Genomic DNA, 25,330 nt, shown 5'->3' on the forward strand with positions numbered 1-25,330 from the left:
GGGGCATGAAGACGTTTATTGCGCCATCGGCGCCATATCATTAGCCACCGGCACTGGCGCATGCTGCACCGGTACCAGCACCAGATCGGCGCGGTTACCGCCCTGGGTAATCACGGTCTGTACGGTATCGGTAATAAACATCAGCTGGCCATTTACGGTGATCGCCGAACTCAGCAGGATCCGCGCGTTCGGTTTGATATCCGCCTGGTTATACGGCAGAACAAAGTTGAACGGCGCCTGCTTACCTTCTGTGCGGACCGCTTTTTGCGACAATACGCGGGCTGGCGCATCGGCAAGCGACGCATCAGACAACGTCACGGTCAGTACCGCATCCGGCGGTAACGCTACGCGTTGGCGAATATTGATAGTCCCGGAAACATTAGGCTGTTGCTGCGAGGAGCTCAGTGAGGCAATGCCGTAAGGATCGGGTGCCGTCGTCTGATGAGCGGCGTTGCTGTTCGAATTATTCGCACAGGCGGATAAGGCCGCAGCAACGGCGATAGCACTTAACATATAGGCAAATTTCATTATGTTCTCCTTTTCATCCCTTTAGTCACAGGAGTACGTCCTGCCATCACGATGGCTAAGACATTAGTATCGTGAATAAGTGTGGCACAGATCTCAGAATAATTCCCGGAAAGGGGCATTTATTCAGATTATTACACCCATCGGACCACTTGAGATTCCAGGTTATACTTGCCCTCAATATGCGCTGCATCAGCGCCGCTATCATTAATTGAGGGTATCTATGAGTCAGGCTCTAACCAATCTGCTGGCATTATTAAATCTGGAAAAAATTGAAGAAGGGCTGTTTCGCGGGCAGAGCGAAGATCTCGGCTTACGTCAGGTCTTCGGCGGTCAGGTGGTCGGTCAGGCGCTGTATGCCGCCAAAGAAACCGTGCCTGAGGGCCGCCTGATTCACTCCTTTCATAGTTACTTCCTGCGTCCTGGCGATAGCCAGAAACCTATCGTTTATGATGTTGAAGTACTACGAGACGGCAACAGCTTCAGCGCTCGCCGGGTGGCGGCTATCCAGCACGGTAAACCCATCTTTTACATGACCGCCTCGTTCCAGGCGCCGGAACCGGGCTACGAACATCAAAAAGCAATGCCGGCAGCGCCTTCGCCGGAAGGTCTGCCCTCTGAAACCGATATCGCCCGTAAGCTGGCGCATTTGTTGCCGCCGCAGGCGAAAGAGAAGTTTCTCAGCGACAAACCGCTGGAAATTCGCCCGGTAGAGTTCCATAACCCGCTGAAAGGCCACGTTGCCGAACCCACCCGCCAGGTGTGGATCCGCGCCAACGGCGTAGTGCCGGATGATATTCGTATCCACCAGTCGCTGCTGGGCTATGCATCTGATTTTAATTTCCTGCCGGTTGCGCTGCAGCCGCACGGCGTCGGCTTCCTTGAACCAGGTATGCAGGTCGCCACCATTGACCACTCAATGTGGTTCCACCGCCCGTTCAACATCAACGAATGGCTGCTGTACAGCGTCGAAAGCACCTCTGCCTCCAGCGCCCGCGGCTTTGTTCGCGGCGAATTCTATACCCAGGACGGTATTCTGGTCGCCTCGACGGTGCAGGAAGGCGTCATGCGTAACCGCAATAACTAATTCGCGACGGGCCCACAACGGGCCCGCTTACCTTTAACGGTCAAGCAATTCGCGCGCATCGGCAATAAAATCCCCCAGCAGTCCGTTGCGACTCTGCCGCCGCCAGCATAACGTGAGCGTCGTTACGGCAAAGGTCTCTTCTAACAGGCAATAACTGACTTCCGACACCAGCATGGCGCTTTGCGTCTCGGGCACCAACGTCACCCCCATCCCCATCGATACCTGGCCAATCGCCGTGGAGACATCACGCGTGTACTGAATCTTACGGGGTGTAAAACCCGCCTGCCGACAGGCGCTGATGGCTGACCACCCCAATCCGACGCCGCTGGGATCCTGCTGAATGAAAAACGTCTCTTCCGCCAGCGCCGCGAGTGGAATTGCGCGCCTGCTGGCGAGCGAATGATGGCGAGGCACCACCGCCACCAGCGGCCGGGTCGCAATATCCAGCGACTCCAGTTCATCATATTGCGCGCCTGGCGAGCGGATAAACGCCAGGTCGACCGTTTCGCTTAATAAACCGGTTATCAGGTCGTTAACGTTATGCTCTTCAATTAACAAATCGGCTTCGGGTTGGCGTTGACGATAATTTCGTATTAACACGCTCAGCGCCGGGTCAAAAATAGCCGAGCCAACGTAGCCAATTTTCAACTGCCCTTTACGCCCCTGTCGCAAACTGCGCGCATTCTCGCGAAATTTATCGCAGTGGCCGAGAATCATCCGCGCCTCGGCCAGCAAAAATTGCCCTTCGGCGGTCAGGGCGACGTTGCGTCGATCGCGAGTGAACAGCGGTAGCTCCAGCGCGCTTTCGAAACTTTTAATCTGCTGGGTCAGCGCTGGTTGCGTGATATGCAGACGCTGCGCCGCCCGGCCAAAGTGCAACTCTTCCGCCAGAACCGTAAATGCCTGTAGTTGTCGATAATCCATCACGCCCTCCCGAAAACACTGATAATAATATCTTATTAAAATAAGGGGAAATGTGATTGGACTCTTATCGGTATCTGGTGAGAATTAATAGCCATTGCCAGAAAACTGAAGGAAGCACGATGTCTGAACAACATGTAAAAGTAACCGATCTGCGTTCTGCTTTGGCACTATTAAGCCAGTACGATAATGAACTGATCTACACCGACGAACCCGTCGACCCCATTGCCGAACTCTCCGGCGTATATCGCTACGTCGGCGCCCACGGCACCGTTCAGCGCCCGACCCGCGTAGGCCCGGCGATGATCTTTAACAAGGTCAAAGGCTATGATGATGTCAGGGTGCTCATTGGCCTGCTGTGTTCGCGACAGCGCGTTGCGCGCCTGTTTGGCACCACGCCGGAAAATCTGGCGTTTATGCTCAAAGACTCCGTAGCGAATCCTATCGCGCCAATCACTATCCCGCGTGAACGAGCGGCCTGCCAGGAAGTGATGCATCTGGCAAGCGATCCTGATTTCGATATTCTCAAAATATTACCCGCGCCGACTAACACCCCGGAAGACGCCGGTCCTTACTTTACTCTCGGTATGTGCTATGCCGCGGATCCGGAAACCGGCGACCATGACGTCACCATCCACCGCCTGTGCGTACAGAGCAAAGACGAAATCTCAATGTATTTCGTACCGGGTCGTCATCTCGACACCTTCAGGCAAAAAGCCGAGGCTGCCGGGAAAGCGTTGCCCATCTCGATTAGCATCGGCGTGGATCCGGCGATTGAAATTGGCGCCTGCTTTGAACCACCGACCACTCCTCTCGGGTTTGACGAACTCTCTATCGCCGGCGCTCTGCGTAATCAGGCGGTCGAGCTCAGCGAATGCGTGAGCGTCAACGCCCGCGCCATCGCCAATGCCGAAATCGTTATTGAAGGTGAACTGCTGCCTGGCGTGCGGGTACGCGAAGACCAGAATACCAACAGCGGCAAAGCCATGCCGGAGTTCCCCGGCTACACCGGTAGCGCTCAGGCGGAAGTGCCGGTGATAAAAGTTAAAGCGATTACCCACCGCCGCCACCCGATTCTGCAAACCTGTATCGGGCCGAGCGATGAGCATACCAATCTGGCCGGGATCCCGACCGAAGCCAGCATTCTGCAAATGGTAGAGCGCGCGCTTCCAGGCTTCGTACAAAACGTCCACTGCCCCTCTCCGGGGACGGGTAAATATCTCGCCGTGCTGCAGGTGAAGAAACGCACGCCAAGCGATGAGGGCCGTCAGCGCCAGGCCGCGCTACTGGCCTTTTCCGCCTTCTCCGAGCTGAAGCACGTGATGCTGGTCGATGAGGACGTCGATGTATTCGACATCAACGACGTGATGTGGGCGATGACCACCCGCTATCAGGGCGATGTCAGCACCGTGTTTATTCCCGGCGTACGTTGCCATCCGTTGGATCCATCATCCGACCCGGCCTTCAGCCCATCGATTCGCGATAGCGGCATTGCCTGCAAAACCATTTTCGACTGCACCGTTCCGTGGAATATGAAAGCCCACTTCCAGCGCAGCCAATTTATGGAAGTGGATGTTGATCGCTTTATCCCTGGCTTCAGTAAGAAATAAATTCCACGCAAAGAAAAAGCCTCCCGGACGGGAGGCTTTGACGCTTATGGAGATTGCTCGCTTTATCAGGCGTTGTAGGCGTTTTCGCCGTGGCTGTTGACGTCCAGCCCTTCGCGCTCCTGCTCTTCCGGCACGCGCAGGCCGACGGTCATCGCCGCCACTTTGAAGCCGATATACGCGACGACGGCGGACCACACCACGGTAATGCCGATACTTTCCAGCTGTACCAGTAACTGATGCCCCATCGTTACGCCTTCCGCATAGCCGACCCCGCCAAGGGTGGTAGAGGCGAAGATGCCGGTCAGGATACAACCGATGATGCCGCACACGCCGTGAACGCCAAACACATCGCATGGGTCATCGACGCGCAGCCAGCGTTTCAGCACCGTGACGCCCCACAGCCCGGCCAGGCCGGCGATGATACCAATAATCAGCGAGCCGCCAACGCCAACGTAGCCGCACGCCGGAGTAATGCCGACCAGGCCGGCAATCGCGCCGGAGCAGGCACCCAGCAGCGACGGTTTACCGCGAGTGGCCCATTCGCCGAAGGTCCAGGCCAGAATCGCGCCAGCGGTCGCCACGACGGTATTCACGAAGGCCAGCGCGGCAATTTCGTTGGCCGCGCTTGCGGAACCGGCGTTAAAGCCGAACCAGCCAACATACAGAATCGCCGTACCGGTAAAGACCATCGGCAGGTTATGCGGTTTAAACGCTTCTTTGCCAAAGCCCACGCGTTTGCCCATCATATACGCGCCCACCAGCCCCGCCACCGCGGCGTTGATGTGCACGACGGTACCGCCGGCGAAGTCCAGCGCGCCATGGGTCGCCAGCAGGCCGCCGCCCCACACCATATGCGCAATCGGCACGTAGGAGAGCGTGAGCCAAACCACCACAAAAATCAGTACCGCGGAGAAACGAATACGTTCCGCCAGCGCGCCGACGATCAGGCCCACGGTGATACAGGCGAAAGAGCCCTGGAAAGCGACATGGATATACTGATAGAACGACCCCATTAACGCTTTCAGTTCAATATTTTTCAGCATGACCCAGTCGAAGCTGCCAAAGAAGCTACCGCCGCTTCCGAAGGCAAGCGTATAGCCATAGATAACCCACAGCACGCAAACCAGGCCAAAAGTCACAATGACCTGAGTCAGCATTGAGAGCACGTTTTTACCGCGAATCAGGCCGCCGTAGAACAACGCAATGCCGGGGATTGTCATAAACAGCACCAGCGCGGTGCAAATCATCATAAAAGCGTTGTCGGCTTTATCCGCCACCGCCGGTTCGGCCGCCAGCGCCAGTCCCGGAAGCAGCGCCAGCGCTCCCAGAGCCGTTTTCATCGTCGTTCTCATCATCTCTTCATCCCCATCGCTGTGTGGTCAGGCAATTACAGTGCCGCTTCGTCGGATTCGCCGGTACGAATACGAATCACGCGCTGCAGTTCGGCGACAAAAATTTTGCCGTCGCCAATTTTTCCGGTCCAGGCGGCCTTGCCTATCACCTCGACAACCTCGTCCAGCTGATCGTCGGCAATCGCAATATCAATTTTTACTTTTGGCAGGAAATTGACGCTGTATTCGGCGCCGCGATAGAGCTCAGCATGGCCTTTCTGGCGGCCGAAGCCTTTCACTTCCGTGACCGTCAGGCCCTGAATGCCGATGGAGGACAACGCTTCGCGAACGTCTTCCAGTTTGAATGGTTTGATTACCACGGTAACCAGCTTCATAAATCCCCTCCAGTCAGTATTTGATAGTGGCCGCTGCTAACACAGGAGATAAAGCAAGGGATATGCCAAAAATGAAAACGGGCCGTGAATCGGCCCGTTTACGGAGAAAAAAACGCGAGGATGTTACTGGCGAGACGGCAAATAACCGCTAATGCGCAAAAATGCACCAATACGGTGCGCCCTTAGTGAGCAAGTTGCACCACTTCATGTCACCCCTGCACCAATGCCTGCTGATGGTGCATCAGGCGCTCAGCGACTCCTCCTCAACGCTGGCGGCTAACTCTTCGCCAGCCAGCTGTAGCTGGTACATCTGCCAGTAGCGGCCCTTCGCCGCCAGCAATTGCTGATGGTTTCCGCGCTCGACGGCCTGGCCACGGTGCAACACCAGGATAGTATCAGCCTCGACGATAGTCGACAGACGGTGGGCGATGACGACCAGCGTGGTGTGCTCGCGCACTTTCGCCAGCGCCTGCTGGATAGCCTGCTCGGTACCGGAGTCGATATTCGCTGTCGCTTCATCGAGGATCAGCACCTGTGGCGTTTCGACCAGCACGCGAGCCAGCGCCAGCAGCTGTTTCTGGCCCACCGACAGGTTGTTGCCCTGCTCGCCCAGTTGGGTATAAATCCCGTCGCTCATTTCACGGGCAAGGTCAGCGAGCTGCACCGCCTCCAGCGCTTCCCAGACCTGCTGCTCGCTGATATCGCGCCCCAGCGTCACGTTGGCATAGAAGGTATCGGCTAATACCACCGGATCCTGTTGCACCATCGCGACGCCCCGACGTAAAGCGCTGTGGCTTAACGACGACAGCGGGCGGCCATCGAGGCGAATTTCGCCTTTGGTCAACGGGTAGTAGCCCATCATCAGGCTGGCCAACGTACTCTTACCGCTGCCGGTATGGCCAACCAGCGCCACAAAACCGCGCGAAGGTATATCCAGATTGATATCCTGCAGCACCAGCCGGTCGTCGCGATAGGCGAAAGAGACGTTATCAATCGCCACCGCGCCGCTGCGTAACGGCGCGCTATCGCTACCCCAGCTCTGGCGCGGACGGTCCATCAGTTCAAACACGCGCTCGCCCGCCACTACCGCCTGCTGCAGCATCGACTGCTGGGTGGTAAGTTCGATCAGTGGTTCGTTCAGGCGTCCGAGGTAGCTAATGAAGGCGTATAACACCCCGACTTCGATACTTCCGGAAGCGCTAAAACCAAACAGCATTAGCAGGCCGCAGAGGATCAGCGATGAAAACAGGCTTAACAGCGGGCGCAGCAGAAAACCATCCAGACGCAGCGTCTGCATGCGCGCCAGATAGTGACCGTAGCTGGCTTCACGCATCCGCTCGCCGAATCGCGCCTGCTGGCGGAACTGCTGAATAACGCCCATGCCGTTGATGACTTCGTTGAAGCCATCATTGATATCGGCAAGCCAGGCGCGCATGCGACGCACGATCGGCGTGCTGTAACGCTGATAGATAGCCATGACGATCAGCACCGCCGGGAAGATAGCCACCGCCACCAGTGCCATTCGCCAGTCGAGACTAAACATCGCCACCAGCATCGCGCCAATCAGCGCCGCGCTGCGCAGCACCGTCGCCACAACCGTCACGTACAGGTCGCGAATCACTTCGGTATCGTTGGTAACACGCGAAATCAGTTGACCGACCGGTTGCGTATCAAACTCGCTGAGCGGTTGGCGCAGCGCGGCGTCCATCACATCGCTGCGCAACTGCTGCACCACGCCGACCGCCGCTCGGTTAAACAGCAGCGCCTGGTTATAGTGCAGCGTAGCGGCAAGGATCTGCAGACAGATATAGGCCGCCGCCAGGCCGCTGACCAGCTTCACCGGTAGCGACTGTTTCGCCACCATGTTATCAATGAAATAGCTTATCAGCAGCGGGCCGCTGACTTCCGCAGCCGCCGCTATCCACATCATGATGACCGCAATAATAAGCGGCTTACGCCACGGCGAACCGTAGGCCAGCAGACGTTTAAGGGTCGGCCAGAGATGAGCGAAATTACGCATCAACCGCCTCCTCATCCTGCGGCGCATCGTCAAGCGCCGCTTCCAGTTGCTGATAGCGATACATATCGCGATACCATCCCGTCTGGACGACAAGCTGCTCGTGGCGGCCGCGCTGCGCGATATGGCCGTGTTGCAAAACTAAAATTTCACTGGCTTCGGTTAATGCTGAGAGGCGATGGGCGCTGATGATCACCGTCCGCCCCTCCCCCCACTGGCGCAGGTTATGCAAAATATCATGCTCCGTCCGTCCATCAACCGCCGACAGCGCGTCATCGAGGATCAGGATTTCCGCCTCCAGCAGCAGCGCGCGGGCAATGGAAATACGTTGTTTCTGACCGCCGGAGAGCATCACCCCGCGCTCGCCGACTTCCGTTTCATAGCCCTGCGGCAGGCGCAGAATATCATCATGCACGCTGGCCAGCCGCGCGACGCGCTCGATTTGCTCCCGGGTCGCGTCCGGTTTACCTAACGCAATGTTATTCGCTACGGTATCGGAGAACAGGAATGGGGTTTGATTGACCACCGCCAGTCGCCCACGCCAGCTATCAAGCTGCAGGCGGGTCAGCGGAATATCATGGAAACGGATATCCCCCTCGGTGACATCAAAATGGCGCTGGATAAGGGAAAGAATGGTGCTTTTCCCGGCCCCCGTCGGACCGCAGATACCGAGCATCTGCCCCGGCCGCAGAGTGAAGTTAACCTTCTCCAGCGACGGTTTCGCCGCCTGCGGATAGATAAATTCACGCACCGCCACGTTAAGCGAACCGCGCCCCTCCGGCACCGTTTCGGTGCCATCGTTGACCACCGGCGCTTCTTCCAGCATCGAACGAATACGTCCGTAGGCGGCGCTACCGCGCTCAACGATATTAAACATCCACGCCAGCGCCAGCATTGGCCAAATCATCAGGCCGAGATACATGACAAAACTGGTTAACTGGCCAAGGGTCAGCTCGCCCTGCAACACCAGCCAACTGCCGCCGCCGATTGCCAGCAGGTTGGCCGCGCCAATGGCAATATAAATTGTCGGGTCGAAGCGGGCATCGATACGCGCAACCCGCATGTTCTTCGCCCCGGTATCCGCCGCATCGGCGGCAAACTGCGCCGACTGACGATCCTCAAGGCCGAATGCTTTAATCATACGTATGCTGGTCAGGCTTTCCTGCGTGCGATCGTTAAGGCTGGAAAAAGCCGCCTGTGCCACACGAAAGCGCTCATGCAGGGCATCGCCATTACGCTTGATAGCCAGCGCCATAAACGGCATCGGCACCAGCGCCAGTAGCGTTAGCTGCCAGCTGATTTGCGTCGACATCACAATCAGTACCGCACAACCCATCACCAGTGAGTCCACCAGCGTCAGGACCCCCTCGCCGGCGGCGAAGACGACGCGGTCAACATCGTTGGTCGCGCGGGCAATAAGATCGCCGGTACGGTGACGCAGATAGAAGGCCGGATGCTGGCGGCTGAGCTGACGGTAGAAGTCTTCACGCAGTTCAACGGCCAGTTGATAAGAGGCGCCGAATAGCAGCACGCGCCAGACATAGCGCAGCAGATAAATCATCACCGCGATAATGACCAGCGCGCCGATCCACATCCACACCTGCTCTGCGGTGTAATGTTCTTTAGTCACGCCGTCGACCACAATCCCCACTACTTTCGGCGGGATTAGCTGGAGTACGGCAATAACGGCAAGCAGAGCGACGGCGCCGAGATAGCGGCGCCACTCCCGGCGAAAGTACCAGCTAAGTTGAGCAAATAATCGCAAACGGTAAAATCCTGAATGTATAATTCGTGGCGGCAAAAAGCCGTTAATCAATAGGCAAGGCCGTGGTGTATTTTATCTGTTCCATGGCAAAACTCGAAGTGACATCCGACAGCCCCGGCACGCTGTTCACCAGACGTTTATAAAAGTCGTCATAGCGCTTCATATCCGCGACCTGCACCCGTAGCAGGTAATCGTACTCGCCAGCCATACGCCAGAAACCCAGCACTTCCGCCATTTGCGACACTTCGCTAACAAAGCGGCAGTACCAGTCACTGCTGTGATGCTGCGTTTTTATCAAAACGAAGGCGGTTAGACCGAGCCCCAGCTTTTCCGCATCCAGAATGGCCACGCGCTCGCGCAGGATACCTTCGTCCTCAAGGCGCTTGAGCCGTTTCCAGCAGGGCGTGGTGGTCAGATTAACGGCATCCGCCAGCGCCTGCAAAGAGAGGGTGCAGTCAGTTTGCAGTAACGACAGCAGCTTACGGTCAATTTTATCTAGCATAAGGCCACCAGAGAGAATAATTTACTCCCATAATTGTAATTGAAAGGCCAAATAGCAACAATTTTTCCCGCACAATCCGCTAAGCTGGGCACAAAATGACAAACAGGAATCCGAGATGAACAGCGCCTGGGTAAAACATGCCATTAGTGAAATTAACGCCGACTACCAGCGTTCCGCCGATACACACCTGATCCGCCTGACGTTGCCTGGTTTTCCGGATATCCCTATTTATCTGAAAGATGAAAGTACGCATCCAACCGGTAGCCTCAAGCATCGTCTGGCGCGTTCGCTGTTTCTCTACGGACTGTGCAACGGATGGATCAAAGAAGGCACCACGATTATCGAATCGTCTTCGGGTTCGACGGCGGTCTCAGAAGCCTATTTCGCTCGCCTGCTGGGCCTGCCGTTTATTGCCGTGATGCCCTCCTGCACCGCGAAACGTAAAATCGAACAGATTGAATTTTATGGCGGACGCTGTCATTTCGTCGACAACGCCTGCGAAATTTACGCCGCTTCTGAAATGCTAGCGCGCGAGTTGAATGGCCACTATATGGATCAGTTCACTTTCGCCGAGCGCGCCACCGACTGGCGCGGCAATAACAATATTGCCGACAGCATTTTCCGCCAGATGACCCACGAGCCGCACCCGCAGCCGTCGTGGATCGTCATGAGCGCCGGTACCGGCGGGACTTCTGCGACCATTGGCCGCTATATTCGCTGTCAGGGCTACGAGACGCAACTGATGGTGGTCGACCCGCAGAATTCGGTGTTCCTCGATTACTGGCAGAGCCGCGACGCCAGCCTGCGTAGCCCGGTCGGTAGCAAAATTGAAGGTATTGGCCGCCCGCGCGTCGAACCCTCGTTTATTCCCGACGTCGTCGATGAAATGTTGCGCGTGCCGGATGCCGCCAGCGTCGCCACTGCCCTGTGGCTGGAAACCCAGCTTGGAAGAAAAGTCGGCGCCTCCACCGGCACCAATATGTGGGGCGTACTGCAGCTGGCCGCACGGATGCGCGATGAAGGACGTACGGGCTCTATCGTCACCCTGTTGTGCGACAGCGGCGAACGTTACCTCGAAAGCTATTATAACCCGCAGTGGGTCGCGGCGAATATCGGCGATATTACCCCGTGGCAGACGCAGATTATGCAACTGAGCGGCGCGCAATAAAAAAAGCCGGATAGAACGCTATCCGGCTTGCTGGTAGGGTCTCTCTATTCGGGGGAATAAGGAAGATCAGGATTATCCAGCCAATGTGTTAAAAAGTGGGAAACCGCCTGATGACGGCAGTCGCCGATGATCGGTAGATGCGGCAGTTCAGCTTTGAGCTGCGGCATCGCGTTACCCATAATGAATCCTCGCCCTACGCTACCAAGCATCTCGCGATCGTTCATTGCATCGCCAAATGCCATGCAGTCCTGCAACGAGAAACCTAAGTGCTGGCTCAGCACCGCCAGCGCCGTGCCTTTATTACAGCCGACCGGCAGTACCTCCAGACAATCCATCGCCGAAAAGCAAATAAACGCGCGAGCGCCTAACGCTTCATTTAGCTGGATCCGCAGACGGCGCAGATCGTCATGATCGCCGCAGAAACAGATCTTGGTGACGTGGTGCGCCGGCATCCGTTTCGGATCGCGCAGTTGATAATGAAAGCCGCTGAAGGCGTGAGCTCGGAGCAGTTCCGGCCTTGCCTGGCCGGTAAACCAGCCGCCGTCGTTAAAAACGTGCATGCTGGCCTGAGTATCCCACACGCTATGCAGCACCTCTTCCGCCACTTCAGGGTTCAAATCCTGACGGTACAGCTCGTCGCCTTCCAGTGAATGGATGCGCGTACCGTTGCCGGTAATCAGAAAAGCATCAAGGGAAAACTCGCCGATCAGATGGCGCATTTCCAGAGCATGGCGACCGGTGGCGAAAGTCAGGGCGATATCGCGTTCACGCAACCGTCTCAGCGCCGTGAGGGTCAGTTCTCCGAGACGATGGTCCGGCATCAGCAGGGTGCCGTCCATATCAAATGCCGCCAGTTTTGCCATGGTATTTTCCCCGATGTGTGATGGGTTTCGCTTGTGTTGCAGTATCGCCTGAGATATACGGAAGTAATAGTGAATAGATATTTTTTATTGTTCCGGGTTTTCCGCAAATGAGATTATTAAACCGTTTAAATCAGTACCAGCGGCTATGGCAGCCGTCGTCCGGCGCGCCGCAGCAGGTGACCGTCGGCGAACTGGCGGAGCGCTGTTTTTGTAGCGAGCGCCATATCCGTACGCTGTTACGCCAGGCCCAGGAGGCCGGTTGGTTAAGCTGGCAGGCCAGCTCCGGGCGCGGCAAGCGCGGAATGCTCTGTTTTCACAAAACTCCGGAAAGCCTGCGTAACGAGATGATGGAACAGGCGCTGAATAAGGGTCAGCAGCAAAACGCGCTGGAGCTGGCGCAGTTGGCGCCGGTTGAGCTGAAAGCGTTGCTGCACCCCTTCCTCGGCGGCCAGTGGCAAAACAATACCCCGACGCTGCGTATCCCTTATTATCGGCCGCTGGAACCGCTGCGCCCCGGTTTTCTTCCCGGTCGTGCGGAACAACATTTGGCCGGGCAGATCTATTCCGGCCTGACGCGTTTCGACGATAGCGATAATACGCCGGTGGGCGATCTGGCGCACCACTGGCAGGTATCACCCGATGGATTACGGTGGCACTTTTATATCCGCTCGACCCTGTGCTGGCATAACGGCGATACCGTGGAAACCTCACAGCTGCGGCAAAGACTACTGTTGCTACTGGAACTGCCGGCTCTCCGCACCCTTTTTGCCAGCATTAGCCGCATCGATGTCACCCACGCCCAGTGTTTGACGATTACGCTGCATCGCCCGGACTACTGGCTACCGTTCCGTTTAGCCAGCTATTGCAGCGTGCTGGCGCATCCTGACGATCCGGCAATCGGCAGCGGCCCGTTCCGATTGAAACTTTTTGGCCCGGATCTGGTTCGTCTGGAAAACCATCCCCGCTACCATTTACAGCATCCGCTGATCCAGGCGGTAGAATACTGGATCACGCCGCAGCTATTCGAAAGCGATCTCGGCACCAGCTGTCGCCATCCGGTACAGATCACCATCGGCGATCCTGAGGAGCTCAATAATCTGCGCCAGGTGAGCAATAGCATCAGCCTCGGTTTCTGCTATTTGACCCTGCGTCAGAGTCCACGTCTCAGTAAAGCGCAGGCCCAGCGGCTGATTTCGATTATCCACCGCTCGTCGTTGCTGGAAACGCTACCGCTGGACGAAGATCTGATCACGCCGAGCCATGAGGTACTGCCCGGCTGGTCCATTCCTCAGGGCCCGGAAAACCATGAGGTGCCGCTGCCTCGCCAGCTTACCCTGCTCTATCATTTGCCGGTCGAATTACACACTATGGCTGAGCAGCTGAAACGGCGCCTCGCCTCTCTCGGCTGCGAACTGACGCTCATTTTTCACGACGCCAAAAATTGGGACGGCTGCCGATATCTGGCACAGGCCGATATGATGATGGGCGATCGCCTGATTGGCGAAGCGCCGGAATATACCCTTGAACAGTGGCTACGCTGCGACACGCTATGGCCTAATTTGCTGACCGGGGCGCAATATGCGCACCTGCAGGCAACATTAGATGCCGTGCAGGCGCAGCCCGAAGCGCGTAGCCGCAACGATGCCCTGCGCAACGTCTTCAATACGCTGATGGATGACGCCATCATGACGCCGTTATTCAAATACAATTACCGCATCAGCGCACCGCCGGGTGTTAACGGCCTGCGCCTCAATGCCCGAGGCTGGTTCGACTTCGCCAGCGCCTGGCTACCGGCATCATCGGCGTGAGAGAGCTGGTCGCCGCGAGCGTCTGACGGTACCATATCGCTCTCACTTATTTAGTCAGGAATTGCTATGAAACGCGCCGTAGTGGTCTTCAGCGGAGGACAAGACTCAACAACCTGCCTGGTGCAGGCACTGGAACAGTATGACGAAGTGCATTGCGTCACTTTTGATTATGGCCAACGCCACCGCGCCGAGATTGACGTGGCTCGCGAGCTGGCGCTAAAACTGGGCGCGGTGGCGCATAAAGTGCTGGACGTTACGCTGCTTAACGAACTGGCGGTGAGCAGCCTGACGCGCGATAGCATTCCGGTACCGGATTACGAGCCGGATGCCGATGGTATTCCGAATACCTTCGTTCCAGGTCGCAATATTCTGTTTTTAACCCTGACGGCGATCTACGCCTATCAGGTTAAGGCTGAAGCAATTATTACCGGCGTTTGCGAGACCGACTTCTCCGGTTACCCGGACTGCCGCGACGAATTTGTTAAAGCGCTGCACCACGCGGTTAGCCTTGGCATGGCAAAAGATATACGTTTTGAAACGCCGCTGATGTGGCTCAACAAAGCCGAAACCTGGGCGCTGGCCGATTATTGGGGCCAGTTGGATCTGGTTCGCCGCGAAACGCTCACCTGCTATAACGGCATCAAGGGCGACGGCTGCGGCCAGTGTGCGGCCTGCAACCTGCGCGCCAACGGCCTGAATCAATATCTGGGCGATAAGGCCGGCGTGATGGCGGTCATGAAGCAAAAAACCGGTCTGGGCCAGGGGCACGAAGCTTAAGTTCAACCTCCCCGGTGGCGCTTCGCTTACCGGGGCTACGGATTCACAACATCCCACCAGCCGGTAGCCCGGAAAAGGCGCGTCAGGCGCCGCCTCCGGGAATCGATTGGCACGAAGCCTGAGTTCAACCTCCCCGGTGGCGCTTCGCTTACCGGGGCTACGGATTCACAACATCCCACCAGCCGGTAGCCCGGAAAAGGCGCGTCAGGCGCCGCCTCCGGGAATCGATTAGCACGAAGCCTGAGTTCAACCTCCCCGGTGGCGCTTCGCTTACCGGGGCTACGGATTCACCGCATTCCACCAGCCGGTAGCCCGGAAAAGGCGCGTCAGGCGCCGCCTCCGGGAATCGATTAGCACAAAGCCTGAGTTCAACCTCCCCGGTGGCGCTTCGCTTACCGGGGCTACGGGTTCACCGCGTCCCACCAGCCGGTAGCCCGGAAAAGGCGCGTCAGGCGCCGCCTCCGGGAAACAATTGGCACGAAGCCTGAGTTCAACCTCCCCGGTGGCGCTTCGCTTACCGGGGCTACGGATTCACCGCATTCCACCAGCCGGTAGCCCGGAAAAGACGCGTCAGGCGCCGCCTGCGGGAATCGATTGGCACGAAGCCTGAGTTCAACCTCACCTACAGGTTCACCGCTCTCCGCGGTCCGGCTGTTGTTAGCGTAAATTCATCTGGTCGAGCTTTTCGCGCAATTCCCCTTCCAGCGGCTGCGCCTTCTGCGTTTTCAGATCAATGCAAACAAAGGTAATCAGCGCATCGGCCACCACTTCACCGTTAGGATTAAGGGTCACCACCTGACTTAAGGTGCCGCTTTTACCGTTCAACTGCTCCAGCTTACTGGTCACGGTAAGTACATCCCCGAGTACCGCCGGGCGGCGATAATTGATATTGATATTGACCACTACAAAAGCGATGTTATGGCTGGTCATCCAGTGAAACGCCGGGCTACTCTCCAGCCCATCCCAGCGCGCCTCTTCGAGAAACTCCAGATAACGAGCATTGTTAACGTGCTGGTAAACGTCCAGATGATAACCGCGAACTTTAATTTGAGTCTGCATAGCGCACATGCCTTACTATTATTGTTGTTAATCAGGTAAGAGGTCACACCAGATGGCGTAACCTCTTTAGCATGGCAAAGATTTACCACTGTGCAAACCAGCGGGTGAAATTAGAGCGTCAGATGTGACAGATTTCTCTCTACCAGCGAACTGCCCATCCCCGGAACCTGTTTAAGATCGTCGAGAGTCTTAAACGGCCCATACTCTTCGCGGTAGCTGACGATTGCCTGCGCTTTCTTGAGCCCAACGCCGTTCATGGCCTGTGCGAGCTCCTCCGCGCTGGCATTATTGATGCTGACCCGCGCGCCGACGTTATCGGTCGTTTTTCCTTCCTCCGGCATTTTCGTCTGCGGCGCCTGAATAGTCTCTTTTGCCGATGCCGCCTTGCCGCTCGCCGATGCCGCCAGCGCCCCCTGAGAACCCGCCGTACAAGCCAGCAACACGGCGACAATAACCATTTTCATTCCTCTGTTCATGCTGTTATCTCCTTGTTTGTAGACAGCAAGGTCACGATAGCGGCTGCGAAAACGGAGTACAAAAGGCAGATTGCGGAAATGGAAAAGGCCGCGAAAGCGGCCTTTGAGTATTGCATCGCGTTACCTCGTTTTGCGAGGCGGCGCGAAATTATTGCTGCTGGTCGACGAGGTCGCCAAGCTTGATTTTGGCGTCTTTACGCAGGTTGCTCATCAGCGCTTCGAATGCGATTTGCGCATTATTCTGGGTAATACCCTGCACCATCGCTTTCTTCTGCTCTTCTGGCATAGAACCCGCTTTCACTTCATCAAGCGCCAACAATACTACGTTGCCTTTGGCATCGTTGCCCACGCCGTAGCTCGCTTTATCTTTCTGCGGCAGCGGCAGGGAGAAGGCTGCCTGGCTCAGCGGATCCTGGCCGGTACGGGACAGCGTCTGCGCCGCGCCGAAGCTCAGGCCGGCGGCTTTCATCGCTTCATCGCCTTTGCCCGCTTTCAGGTCGGCCAACAGTTTATCGGCATCCAGTTTCGCCTGCTGTTCCGCTTTGTTGCGCTTCACGATATCAGTCACCTGCGCTTTCACTTCCGCCAGCGGCTTGACGCTTTCCGCTTTGTGTTCGCTAATGCGCAGGACAAAGGCGCGGTCGCCGTCAACGGTAATGATATCGGAGTTACTGCCCGGCGCGCCGTTTTCACCCACCAGACCGCCATTAAAGATAGCATCGGCAACCGGCTTGAAGTTCAGATCTTCCGGTAAGTTGTTACGACCGAACCAGCCGGTCTCAACCACTTTCAGGCCGGCGACCTGCGCGGCCCCCGCCAGGGATTCGTTATCGTTGCTAGCCGCATCGCTAACCTTCTGCTGTAGCGCGTAGTAAGCATCCAGCGCTTTTTCCTGCTTCACTTTCGCCGCGATGTCGTTACGCACGTCGGCCAGCGGTTTGACCTGCGCCGGCTGAACATCGTCCAGGCGCGCCACCAGGAAACCTACGGAAGATTTAATCACCCCGGAAAGCTGGCCTTTGTCTTTCAGGCCGGCATCTTTCAGCTCAGGCACGGTGGAAGCCTCTTCCATCCAGCCCATATCGCCGCCGTTACGCGCGGAGATGATGTCGGTCGATTTCTCTTTTGCCAGCGTGGCGAAGTCGGCGCCTTTTTGCAGTTCGGCCAGTACCGCTTTCGCATCAGCTTCAGTTTTAGTCTGAATCACGCTGTAGCGATTACGCTGCGGCTGAGTGAATTGATCTTTATGCTGGTCGTACCATGACTGAATTTCTTCGTCAGAGGCGTTTTCCTGCATGCTGGCGGCATCCATCTTGATGTAGCTCACGCGGAACTGCTCCGGCGCCATAAAACGGGCCTGGTTCTGCTGCCAGAAGGCGTTAATCTCTTCATCGCTAACGGTCTGTTTCGCCGCCAGAGCGTTAACATCGATAGTCGCTTCACGAACCACGCGCTGCTGGGAGACCAGCGCCGCCAGTTGATCGGACTCGCCCGGCAACATGAAATCGGTACCGGCTACCGCGTTGATCAGCTGCTGAGTGGTCAGCTGATTACGCAGCGCTTGCGCGTATTGATCGGTGGTCATGCCCATTTGATTCACGATACCGGTGAAACGTTCGTTATCAAACTTGCCGTTTGACTGGAAGGCCTGGGTCTGGAAGATGGCCTGTTTCACCTGGTCGTCACTGATGCTAAGGCCCAGTTGACGAGCATACTGGTCCAGCAGCGATTCGTCGATCAGGCGGTTCAACACCTGCTGACGCATGGTCTTCATGTAGTTTTCGTTGGCCGCCAGTTCGGAGAACTGATCGCCTAGCTGCTGCTGCATGCGGTTACGCTCGCTGGCAACGGCATTTTCAAACTGCGCGCGGCCAATCTCCTGACCATTCACTTTTGCGGCATAGTTGTTGCCGCCGCCAATCAGGTAACCACTCACCCCGGTCAAAATGAACGAGACGATAATGATACCGAAAATAATCTTGAGCACGACGCTGTTGGCGGCCGTGCGTAGGTTGTCCATCATGGTGTAACAACGCTCCGCTGTAGATGACTTTTGCTCGCGCAGCATAGCACGTGATGGCTGCCGCGCGTGAGGACGTATTTTGACAAGAAAACGGGGCAATTGTCAGCCCACAAGTGCGCATAAACACACATAAAGTCGCGTTCTGGACAAATAAAAAAGGCACATCTCGCGATGCGCCCTTGTACTTCGTCACATTCCCTGACGGGAGAGCCGATTAGTTTACCGCGTCTTTCAGCGCTTTACCTGCACGGAAGCCCGGTACTTTAGCGGCAGCAATGGTAATTTCTTTACCTGTTTGTGGGTTGCGACCAGTACGGGCAGCACGCTCTTTAACAGCAAAAGTACCGAACCCTACCAGCGCAACGTCATCCCCAGCTTGCAGAGATTCAGTAACAGAAGCGATCAAAGCATCTAACGCACGTCCAGCTGCAGCTTTAGAAATGTCCGCACCCGCAGCAATTTTGTCAATCAGTTGAGATTTATTCACTGTTCTCTTCCTCTCTTTATAATTTATATCGCACCAGAATCCTTCATGGCGCGACCGCGCAGCAGTTATATCAGGACTGTCATGCCCTTACAACAGAGTTGTCGATGACCCCTGCCAGCGATCTAAGTTAGCTACACAAAAAAAGGCTGGCAAGTACGAATTTACTTACCAGCCCCACTTTTCTTAACGCTATTTGCGCGATATCACTATTTTGCGCTTACAACCTGCATGCCAAACGGTTCATTTTGCAGAGCAAGTGTCAGAACTTCCTCGATTCGCTGTACCGGATGGATATCCAAATCGGCGATAACGTTTTCCGGAATTTCTTCAAGGTCACGCTTGTTTTCGTAAGGAATCAGAACAGTCTTAATGCCCCCACGATGCGCCGCCAGCAGTTTTTCCTTCAGACCGCCGATCGGCAGCACCTGGCCGCGCAGGGTGATTTCCCCTGTCATCGCCACATCGGCGCGTACCGGGTTACCGGTCAGACAAGAAACCAACGCGGTGCACATCGCCGTACCGGCGCTCGGACCATCTTTTGGCGTTGCCCCTTCCGGTACGTGCACGTGAATATCGCGTTTTTCGTAGAAGTCCGGATTGATACCGAGCTTCTCAGCACGCGCGCGCACCACGGTCAGCGCAGCCTGAATCGACTCCTGCATGACTTCGCCAAGTGAACCGGTATAGGTTAACTTGCCTTTGCCCGGAACGCAGGCGGTTTCGATGGTCAGCAGATCGCCGCCCACTTCCGTCCACGCCAGACCGGTCACCTGACCTACGCGGTTTTCACTATCCGCACGGCCATAGTCAAAGCGCTGCACGCCAAGATAATCATGCAGATTTTCACCGTTAATCTCGATGTGTTTCAGCGATTTATCCAGCAACAGCTGTTTAACGGCCTTACGACACAGTTTGGAGATTTCACGCTCCAGGCTACGAACGCCCGCTTCACGGGTGTAGTAACGAATAATGCCGATAATGGCGCTATCGTCGACCGTCAGCTCGCCTTTTTTCAGCGCGTTGCGTTCGATCTGCTTCGGCAGCAGGTGGCGCTTAGCAATGTTCAGTTTTTCATCTTCGGTATAACCGGAGAGACGAATGACTTCCATACGGTCCAACAGCGGAGCCGGAATATTCATGGAGTTGGAGGTCGCCACGAACATGACGTCGCTGAGATCGTAGTCCACTTCCAGATAGTGGTCGTTAAAGGCCACGTTCTGTTCCGGGTCCAGTACTTCCAGCAACGCTGAGGCCGGATCGCCGCGCATGTCGGAGGACATTTTGTCGATCTCATCCAGCAGGAACAGCGGGTTTTTCACCCCGACTTTCGCCATTTTCTGGATCAGTTTACCCGGCATGGAGCCAATATAGGTACGGCGGTGACCACGGATTTCCGCTTCATCACGCACGCCGCCCAACGCCATGCGCACGTACTTACGCCCGGTGGCTTTGGCAATAGATTGACCCAGCGAGGTTTTACCTACCCCCGGCGGTCCAACCAGGCACAGGATCGGCCCTTTCAGCTTGTTAACGCGACTCTGCACCGCAAGATACTCAAGGATGCGGTCCTTGACTCGTTCCAGACCATAGTGGTCGGTATCGAGGATCTCCTGCGCCTGACGCAGATCTTTTTTGACCTTGCTGCGAGCATTCCACGGCACCTGCACCATCCAGTCGATGTAGCCGCGCACGACGGTGGCTTCCGCCGACATCGGGGACATCATCTTCAGCTTTTGCAGTTCCGCTTCGGTTTTTTCTTTCGCCTCTTTCGGCATCTTCGCCGCGTCGATCTTACGCTTCAGCGCTTCGTTTTCGTCCGGGGCGTCATCCATCTCGCCGAGCTCTTTCTGGATGGCTTTCATTTGCTCATTCAGATAATACTCACGCTGAGATTTTTCCATCTGCTTTTTCACGCGGTTGCGAATGCGTTTCTCAACCTGCAGCAGATCGATTTCAGATTCCATCATCGCCATCAGATATTCCAGACGTTCGTTCACGTCGGACATCTCCAGCACGGACTGTTTGTCCGCCAGCTTAAGCGGCATATGCGCAGCGATGGTATCCGCCAGACGTGCGGGATCGTCGATGCTATTCAGCGACGTCAGCACTTCCGGTGGGATTTTTTTGTTCAGCTTGATGTAGCCTTCAAACTGGCTGATAGCCGTACGCACCAGCACTTCCTGCTCACGCTCTTCAATGACCGGAGAAGCAAGGTACTCTGCTTTGGCGGAGAAGTGTTCGCCGTTATCGGACAGCGCAGTAATACGCGCACGCTGCAAGCCTTCCACCAGCACTTTCACGGTGCCATCAGGCAGCTTCAGCATTTGCAAAATTGACGCCACGGTCCCGACGGTGAAAAGATCGTTTACACCCGGCTCATCCGTCGACGCTTCTTTCTGTGCGACCAGCATGATTTTTTTATCATGGTCCATGGCCGCTTCCAGACAACGGATAGATTTTTCCCGCCCTACAAACAGGGGTATGACCATGTGCGGATAAACCACCACATCGCGCAACGGCAATACGGGGATTTCAATGCGTTCAGAACGCTCAGGATTCATAGAGCTCTCTCTTAGTTTAAAGTCCGCCAGGTAGCCGACGACACCTTCATTAACGCGTCGCCGTTAATATGTAATCCAGTATATGGGGATGTATTCCATACATTCAACGGCGGGAACACAGGAAAAATAAAAGGGGGGATAAAATCCCCCCTTTTTGCTTAACTGCTTGTGTCGATTGGCGAATTATTCGCCAGATGCCTGCTGCGCTTCCGGCTTGCCGTAGATCAGCAGCGGTTTGCTCTGACCTTCGATTACCGACTCGTCAATCACCACTTTTTCGACATCTTCCATGGAAGGCAGATCGTACATGGTGTCGAGCAGCGCGGCTTCAACGATTGAACGCAGGCCGCGGGCGCCGGTTTTACGCGCCATCGCTTTCTTCGCGATCGCATCCAACGCTTCATCACGGAATTCCAGCTCCGCGCCTTCGAGGCCAAACAGCGCCTGATACTGCTTAGTCAGGGCGTTTTTCGGCTCTTTCAGGATCTGAATCAGCGCTTCTTCACTCAGTTCATTCAGCGTCGCAACAACCGGCAGACGGCCGATAAATTCCGGGATCAGACCAAACTTGATCAGATCTTCCGGCTCGACCTGCGCCAGCAGTTCACCTTCGCTGGCTTTGTCAGATTTCGCTTTAACCGTCGCGCCAAAACCAATGCCGGAGCCGGTTTCTACGCGGTGGGAAATCACTTTGTCCAGGCCGGCGAACGCGCCGCCGCAGATAAACAGAATCTTGGAGGTATCAACCTGCAGGAACTCCTGCTGCGGATGTTTACGTCCGCCCTGCGGCGGAACAGCGGCTACGGTGCCTTCGATAAGCTTCAACAGCGCCTGCTGAACGCCTTCGCCGGACACGTCGCGGGTAATCGACGGGTTATCCGATTTACGGGAAATTTTGTCGATTTCATCGATGTACACGATGCCGCGCTGCGCTTTCTGCACATCGTAATCGCATTTCTGCAGCAGCTTCTGAATGATGTTTTCTACGTCTTCACCCACGTAACCCGCTTCGGTCAGGGTGGTGGCATCGGCCATGGTAAACGGAACATCCAACAGACGCGCCAGCGTTTCCGCCAACAGGGTTTTACCGGAACCGGTCGGCCCGATCAGCAGAATGTTGCTTTTACCCAGTTCTACGCCGTTGCTGGTATCGCCATTACGCAGACGTTTGTAGTGGTTGTATACCGCCACTGCCAGCACTTTTTTCGCCTGTTCCTGGCCGATAACATAATCGTCCAGGTGATGGCGAATTTCGTGCGGCGTCGGCAGCGCGCTGCGCTCACGATGCGGAGCGACTTCTTTAATCTCTTCGCGAATGATGTCGTTACATAAATCAACGCATTCGTCGCAGATATACACGGACGGCCCGGCGATCAGCTTACGCACTTCATGCTGGCTTTTGCCGCAAAAAGAGCAGTACAACAGTTTGCCCGAACCATCTTTGCGTTTATCTGTCATGAGTCCAAACCTCTTCTTAAGTTCTTTGTGCCGCAGATGACGACGCAAATGCCATTCTCAGGCGCAAGTCGCGGTGACGCGTTGTGCCGCCCAGTTGTTAAAACAAGTATAGCGGCACCCTTACGCCACGGGCATCAATTACGATGGGTCAAGATGGAATCTACCAGTCCGTATTCCACCGCTTCCGACGCCGACAGGAAGCGATCGCGCTCGGTATCACGCTCGATCTGCTCAAGGGATTGACCCGTGTGATGCGCCATCAGTTCATTCATGCGCCCTTTCACTTTCAGAATTTCACGGGCGTGGATTTCGATGTCCGTCGCCTGACCCTGATAGCCGCCCAGCGGCTGGTGAATCATCACGCGGGAGTTCGGCAGGCAGAAACGCTTGCCTTTCGCCCCAGCGGTCAGCAGGAAGGCCCCCATCGAAGCCGCCTGCCCCATACAGATAGTGCTGACGTCCGGCTTGATGAACTGCATGGTGTCGTAAATTGACATCCCGGCGGTGATCACGCCGCCCGGAGAGTTAATGTACAGGTAAATATCTTTTTCTGGATTTTCCGCTTCCAGAAACAGCATCTGCGCCACGATCAGATTAGCCATGTGGTCTTCCACCTGGCCGGTCAGGAAAATAACGCGTTCCTTGAGCAGACGGGAATAGATATCAAAAGAACGTTCACCGCGTGAGGTCTGTTCAATGACCATCGGCACCAGGGCCATATGGGGTGCAAAGTTATCTCGTTCGCCACTGTATGACATTTCCGTCTCCTGGATTAATTTTGAAAAAACCTGCTGCACTGATTGTAACCTTATGGACGGATTATCAGCCAGAGTTTCTATCCGCAGGGCACTGATACGTTGAGCTGGTCATTATTTCTGACGCTGCGGATGCAGATACGTCACCCGGTTATGGGGATGGCGCAGCCATAATTCAAGCATAACAACCTTTTGGAGTAACGCTATCACTGAAAATGTGTTTTAGCACTCATCCTAAGCCTATCATTGCAATAAAAAAACCCGCAGCCTTTCGGCAACGGGTTTTTGCGCGAACTTTAAACAGCCCGGCGGAATTACGCCTGCTGGTTCATCAGTTCGTTGAAGGAAGTGGCTTTTTCAGACACTTTAGCTTTCGCCAGCACGGCTTCAACAGCCTGCTCTTCCAGCGCGACGTTGCGCATGTTGTCCATCAGCTCTTTGTTCTTGCTGTAGAACTCAACCACTTCTGACGGATCTTCGTACGCGGAAGCCATCTCTTCGATCAGGCCTTTCACGCGCTCTTCGTCAGCTTTCAGCTCGTTGGTGCGAATCACTTCGCCCAGCAGCAGGCCAACAACTACGCGGCGTTTAGCCTGCTCTTCGAACAGTTCGCGAGGCAGTTCCAGAGCCTGTTTCTCGTTACCGCCGAAACGCTGAGCAGCCTGACGACGCAGTACGTCGATTTCGCTGTCGATCAGGGCAGCAGGAACGTCGATGTCGTTCGCTTTCACCAGGCCTTCGATAGCCTGAGATTTCACGCGGTTACGCACGGCGCCTTTCAGCTCGCGTTCCATGTTTTTACGCACTTCCGCGCGCAGACCTTCTACGGAACCATCTTCAACGCCGAAACGTTTGATGAATTCTGCAGTCAGTTCAGGCAGTTCGCGTTCTTCAACTTTTTTCAGGTTGATAACGAACTTAGCGGCTTTACCTTTCAGGTTTTCAGCGTGGTACTCTTCCGGGAAGGTCACGTCGATGGTGAATTCTTCGCCAGCTTTGTGGCCTTTAATACCGTCTTCGAAGCCCGGGATCATACGGCCCTGGCCCATCGCCAGTACGAAGTCAGACGCTTTACCGCCTTCGAACTCTTCGCCGTCTACGGAACCGGTGAAGTCGATGGTAACGCGATCTTCAGCGTCAACGGCGCCTTCTTTTTCTTTCCAGTTCGCCTGCTGCTTACGCAGGGTGTCGAGCATGCCGTCAACGTCAGCGTCGGTAACTTCAACAACCGGTTTTTCAACTTCGATTGCGTCCAGACCTTTCAGCTCAACTTCCGGATACACTTCGAACTCTACCGCGTAGGTGAAGTCTTCGCCCAGCTTGTATTCGCCCGGAACGTAGTTCGGCGCGCCAGCCGGATTAATTTTCTCTTTGATGATCGCGTCAACGAAATGACGGCTCATCAGGTCGCCCAGCACGTCCTGGCGAACGGAAGCGCCATAACGCTGAGCAACAACATTCATCGGCACTTTGCCTTTACGGAAGCCGTCAATGCGAACTTTTTTCGCTACGTTGACCAGCTCGCTTTTGACAGCATTCTCGATGCTGTCAGCGGCGATAGTAATCGTTACACGGCGCCCAAGGCCCTGAGTGGTTTCAACTGAAACTTGCATCTTGTTACCTCAAAAAAATCACAGTGCTCGGTCAACTCTGGAAGCGCGTGTAGGTGGCTTCGCAGAACCGGGATGCCCTCTTCAAATCAGAAACACATTCCCTGTCGTCAGAATCATCCCGAAGACATT

The 25,330-nt window shown here is 55.7% G+C and carries 21 protein-coding genes; 5 read left to right on the top strand and 16 right to left on the bottom strand.

The window, feature by feature from the left end:
* Window positions 1-15: 15 nt before the first annotated feature.
* Entirely contained in the window at window positions 16-528 is a 513-nt protein-coding gene (locus ABLV78_RS19380; RefSeq protein WP_047047039.1) for a YbaY family lipoprotein, read from the bottom strand.
* 220 nt (window positions 529-748) lie between these two features.
* Between ABLV78_RS19380 and tesB the strand changes: the two genes are divergently transcribed.
* On the top strand, window positions 749-1,612 hold the full coding sequence (tesB, locus tag ABLV78_RS19385; protein WP_047047036.1) for an acyl-CoA thioesterase II: 864 nt from the start codon (window positions 749-751) through the stop codon (window positions 1,610-1,612).
* A gap of 33 nt (window positions 1,613-1,645) precedes the next feature.
* Here tesB and ABLV78_RS19390 read toward each other — a convergent pair whose 3' ends face one another.
* The gene (locus tag ABLV78_RS19390; protein ID WP_047047033.1) at window positions 1,646-2,536 is read right to left on the bottom strand and encodes a LysR substrate-binding domain-containing protein; all 891 of its coding nucleotides are present in this window, start codon (window positions 2,534-2,536) and stop codon (window positions 1,646-1,648) included.
* Window positions 2,537-2,655: 119 nt separating this feature from the next.
* Here ABLV78_RS19390 and ABLV78_RS19395 point away from each other — a divergent pair, with 119 nt between their 5' ends.
* Window positions 2,656-4,143, top strand: a complete 1,488-nt coding sequence (locus ABLV78_RS19395) for a UbiD family decarboxylase (RefSeq protein ID WP_047047029.1) — start codon at window positions 2,656-2,658, stop codon at window positions 4,141-4,143.
* A gap of 65 nt (window positions 4,144-4,208) precedes the next feature.
* Here the strand turns inward: ABLV78_RS19395 and amtB are convergent, their stop codons facing one another.
* The 5 genes from amtB to ABLV78_RS19420 all read right to left on the bottom strand — a co-directional run bounded on the left by amtB (window position 4,209) and on the right by ABLV78_RS19420 (window position 10,153).
* Window positions 4,209-5,498, bottom strand: coding sequence for an ammonium transporter AmtB (gene amtB, locus ABLV78_RS19400; protein ID WP_045393574.1), 1,290 nt, complete (start codon window positions 5,496-5,498; stop codon window positions 4,209-4,211).
* Between the two features lie 32 nt (window positions 5,499-5,530).
* Complete coding sequence (gene glnK, locus ABLV78_RS19405; RefSeq protein WP_015367937.1) at window positions 5,531-5,869, bottom strand: P-II family nitrogen regulator; 339 nt, start codon at window positions 5,867-5,869, stop codon at window positions 5,531-5,533.
* 241 nt (window positions 5,870-6,110) lie between these two features.
* Window positions 6,111-7,889 carry a SmdB family multidrug efflux ABC transporter permease/ATP-binding protein gene (locus tag ABLV78_RS19410; RefSeq protein WP_045393576.1) on the bottom strand — a complete coding sequence of 593 codons (1,779 nt, stop codon included), beginning with the start codon at window positions 7,887-7,889 and terminating at the stop codon, window positions 6,111-6,113.
* Window positions 7,882-9,651: a SmdA family multidrug ABC transporter permease/ATP-binding protein gene (locus tag ABLV78_RS19415; RefSeq protein ID WP_047047026.1), complete on the bottom strand. Its 1,770-nt coding sequence runs from the start codon at window positions 9,649-9,651 to the stop codon at window positions 7,882-7,884. The genes ABLV78_RS19410 and ABLV78_RS19415 overlap by 8 nt, the downstream gene beginning before the upstream one ends.
* 43 nt (window positions 9,652-9,694) lie before the next feature.
* On the bottom strand, window positions 9,695-10,153 hold the full coding sequence (locus ABLV78_RS19420; RefSeq protein ID WP_015367940.1) for an Lrp/AsnC family transcriptional regulator: 459 nt from the start codon (window positions 10,151-10,153) through the stop codon (window positions 9,695-9,697).
* 115 nt (window positions 10,154-10,268) lie between these two features.
* On the opposite strand from ABLV78_RS19420, the gene ABLV78_RS19425 reads away from it, so the two are divergent.
* Complete coding sequence (locus ABLV78_RS19425) at window positions 10,269-11,321, top strand: PLP-dependent cysteine synthase family protein (protein ID WP_047047024.1); 1,053 nt, start codon at window positions 10,269-10,271, stop codon at window positions 11,319-11,321.
* Between the two features lie 44 nt (window positions 11,322-11,365).
* Here the strand turns inward: ABLV78_RS19425 and cof are convergent, their stop codons facing one another.
* Window positions 11,366-12,184 (bottom strand): HMP-PP phosphatase, encoded by an 819-nt coding sequence (gene cof, locus ABLV78_RS19430; RefSeq protein WP_047047021.1) that lies wholly within the window; start codon window positions 12,182-12,184, stop codon window positions 11,366-11,368.
* 107 nt (window positions 12,185-12,291) lie between these two features.
* On the opposite strand from cof, the gene ABLV78_RS19435 reads away from it, so the two are divergent.
* Together ABLV78_RS19435 and queC are read left to right on the top strand one after the other, a co-directional pair.
* Entirely contained in the window at window positions 12,292-13,992 is a 1,701-nt protein-coding gene (locus tag ABLV78_RS19435) for an SgrR family transcriptional regulator (protein WP_045393586.1), read from the top strand.
* Window positions 13,993-14,058: 66 nt separating this feature from the next.
* Entirely contained in the window at window positions 14,059-14,769 is a 711-nt protein-coding gene (gene queC / locus ABLV78_RS19440; RefSeq protein WP_020079468.1) for a 7-cyano-7-deazaguanine synthase QueC, read from the top strand.
* A gap of 657 nt (window positions 14,770-15,426) precedes the next feature.
* On the opposite strand, the gene ABLV78_RS19445 is transcribed toward queC, so the two are convergent.
* From ABLV78_RS19445 to tig, 8 genes are all read right to left on the bottom strand, one after another.
* Window positions 15,427-15,828: a YbgC/FadM family acyl-CoA thioesterase gene (locus ABLV78_RS19445; protein ID WP_020079469.1), complete on the bottom strand. Its 402-nt coding sequence runs from the start codon at window positions 15,826-15,828 to the stop codon at window positions 15,427-15,429.
* A gap of 110 nt (window positions 15,829-15,938) precedes the next feature.
* Window positions 15,939-16,304: a helix-hairpin-helix domain-containing protein gene (locus ABLV78_RS19450; RefSeq protein ID WP_045390835.1), complete on the bottom strand. Its 366-nt coding sequence runs from the start codon at window positions 16,302-16,304 to the stop codon at window positions 15,939-15,941.
* Between the two features lie 148 nt (window positions 16,305-16,452).
* Complete coding sequence (gene ppiD / locus ABLV78_RS19455; RefSeq protein ID WP_047047018.1) at window positions 16,453-18,327, bottom strand: peptidylprolyl isomerase; 1,875 nt, start codon at window positions 18,325-18,327, stop codon at window positions 16,453-16,455.
* A gap of 214 nt (window positions 18,328-18,541) precedes the next feature.
* Entirely contained in the window at window positions 18,542-18,814 is a 273-nt protein-coding gene (gene hupB / locus ABLV78_RS19460; protein WP_002444653.1) for a nucleoid-associated protein HU-beta, read from the bottom strand.
* Window positions 18,815-19,020: 206 nt separating this feature from the next.
* Window positions 19,021-21,375 (bottom strand): endopeptidase La, encoded by a 2,355-nt coding sequence (gene lon, locus ABLV78_RS19465; RefSeq protein ID WP_015367948.1) that lies wholly within the window; start codon window positions 21,373-21,375, stop codon window positions 19,021-19,023.
* Window positions 21,376-21,558: 183 nt separating this feature from the next.
* Window positions 21,559-22,833: an ATP-dependent protease ATP-binding subunit ClpX gene (clpX, locus tag ABLV78_RS19470; protein WP_015704591.1), complete on the bottom strand. Its 1,275-nt coding sequence runs from the start codon at window positions 22,831-22,833 to the stop codon at window positions 21,559-21,561.
* 134 nt (window positions 22,834-22,967) lie between these two features.
* The gene (gene clpP, locus ABLV78_RS19475) at window positions 22,968-23,591 is read right to left on the bottom strand and encodes an ATP-dependent Clp endopeptidase proteolytic subunit ClpP (RefSeq protein WP_003021624.1); all 624 of its coding nucleotides are present in this window, start codon (window positions 23,589-23,591) and stop codon (window positions 22,968-22,970) included.
* A gap of 311 nt (window positions 23,592-23,902) precedes the next feature.
* The gene (gene tig, locus ABLV78_RS19480; RefSeq protein ID WP_015367952.1) at window positions 23,903-25,201 is read right to left on the bottom strand and encodes a trigger factor; all 1,299 of its coding nucleotides are present in this window, start codon (window positions 25,199-25,201) and stop codon (window positions 23,903-23,905) included.
* Window positions 25,202-25,330: the final 129 nt, after the last annotated feature.

The sequence above is a fragment of the Klebsiella sp. CN_Kp075 genome (assembly GCF_040065055.2).
GTDB lineage: Bacteria > Pseudomonadota > Gammaproteobacteria > Enterobacterales > Enterobacteriaceae > Klebsiella > Klebsiella aerogenes.

Bases quoted from the DNA above. Each gene is read 5' to 3' on its own strand.
- ABLV78_RS19420 (WP_015367940.1), bottom strand. From the start codon at position 10,153: ATGCTAGATAAAATTGACCGTAAGCTGCTGTCGTTACTGCAAACTGAC.
- cof (WP_047047021.1), bottom strand. From the start codon at position 12,184: ATGGCAAAACTGGCGGCATTTGATATGGACGGCACCCTGCTGATGCCG.
- ABLV78_RS19380 (WP_047047039.1), bottom strand. From the start codon at position 528: ATGAAATTTGCCTATATGTTAAGTGCTATCGCCGTTGCTGCGGCCTTA.
- queC (WP_020079468.1), top strand. From the start codon at position 14,059: ATGAAACGCGCCGTAGTGGTCTTCAGCGGAGGACAAGACTCAACAACC.
- glnK (WP_015367937.1), bottom strand. From the start codon at position 5,869: ATGAAGCTGGTTACCGTGGTAATCAAACCATTCAAACTGGAAGACGTT.
- tig (WP_015367952.1), bottom strand. From the start codon at position 25,201: ATGCAAGTTTCAGTTGAAACCACTCAGGGCCTTGGGCGCCGTGTAACG.
- amtB (WP_045393574.1), bottom strand. From the start codon at position 5,498: ATGATGAGAACGACGATGAAAACGGCTCTGGGAGCGCTGGCGCTGCTT.
- ABLV78_RS19410 (WP_045393576.1), bottom strand. From the start codon at position 7,889: ATGCGTAATTTCGCTCATCTCTGGCCGACCCTTAAACGTCTGCTGGCC.
- tesB (WP_047047036.1), top strand. From the start codon at position 749: ATGAGTCAGGCTCTAACCAATCTGCTGGCATTATTAAATCTGGAAAAA.
- ABLV78_RS19390 (WP_047047033.1), bottom strand. From the start codon at position 2,536: ATGGATTATCGACAACTACAGGCATTTACGGTTCTGGCGGAAGAGTTG.
- ABLV78_RS19445 (WP_020079469.1), bottom strand. From the start codon at position 15,828: ATGCAGACTCAAATTAAAGTTCGCGGTTATCATCTGGACGTTTACCAG.
- lon (WP_015367948.1), bottom strand. From the start codon at position 21,375: ATGAATCCTGAGCGTTCTGAACGCATTGAAATCCCCGTATTGCCGTTG.
- ABLV78_RS19425 (WP_047047024.1), top strand. From the start codon at position 10,269: ATGAACAGCGCCTGGGTAAAACATGCCATTAGTGAAATTAACGCCGAC.
- ABLV78_RS19435 (WP_045393586.1), top strand. From the start codon at position 12,292: ATGAGATTATTAAACCGTTTAAATCAGTACCAGCGGCTATGGCAGCCG.
- ABLV78_RS19450 (WP_045390835.1), bottom strand. From the start codon at position 16,304: ATGAACAGAGGAATGAAAATGGTTATTGTCGCCGTGTTGCTGGCTTGT.
- clpX (WP_015704591.1), bottom strand. From the start codon at position 22,833: ATGACAGATAAACGCAAAGATGGTTCGGGCAAACTGTTGTACTGCTCT.
- ABLV78_RS19395 (WP_047047029.1), top strand. From the start codon at position 2,656: ATGTCTGAACAACATGTAAAAGTAACCGATCTGCGTTCTGCTTTGGCA.
- clpP (WP_003021624.1), bottom strand. From the start codon at position 23,591: ATGTCATACAGTGGCGAACGAGATAACTTTGCACCCCATATGGCCCTG.
- ppiD (WP_047047018.1), bottom strand. From the start codon at position 18,327: ATGATGGACAACCTACGCACGGCCGCCAACAGCGTCGTGCTCAAGATT.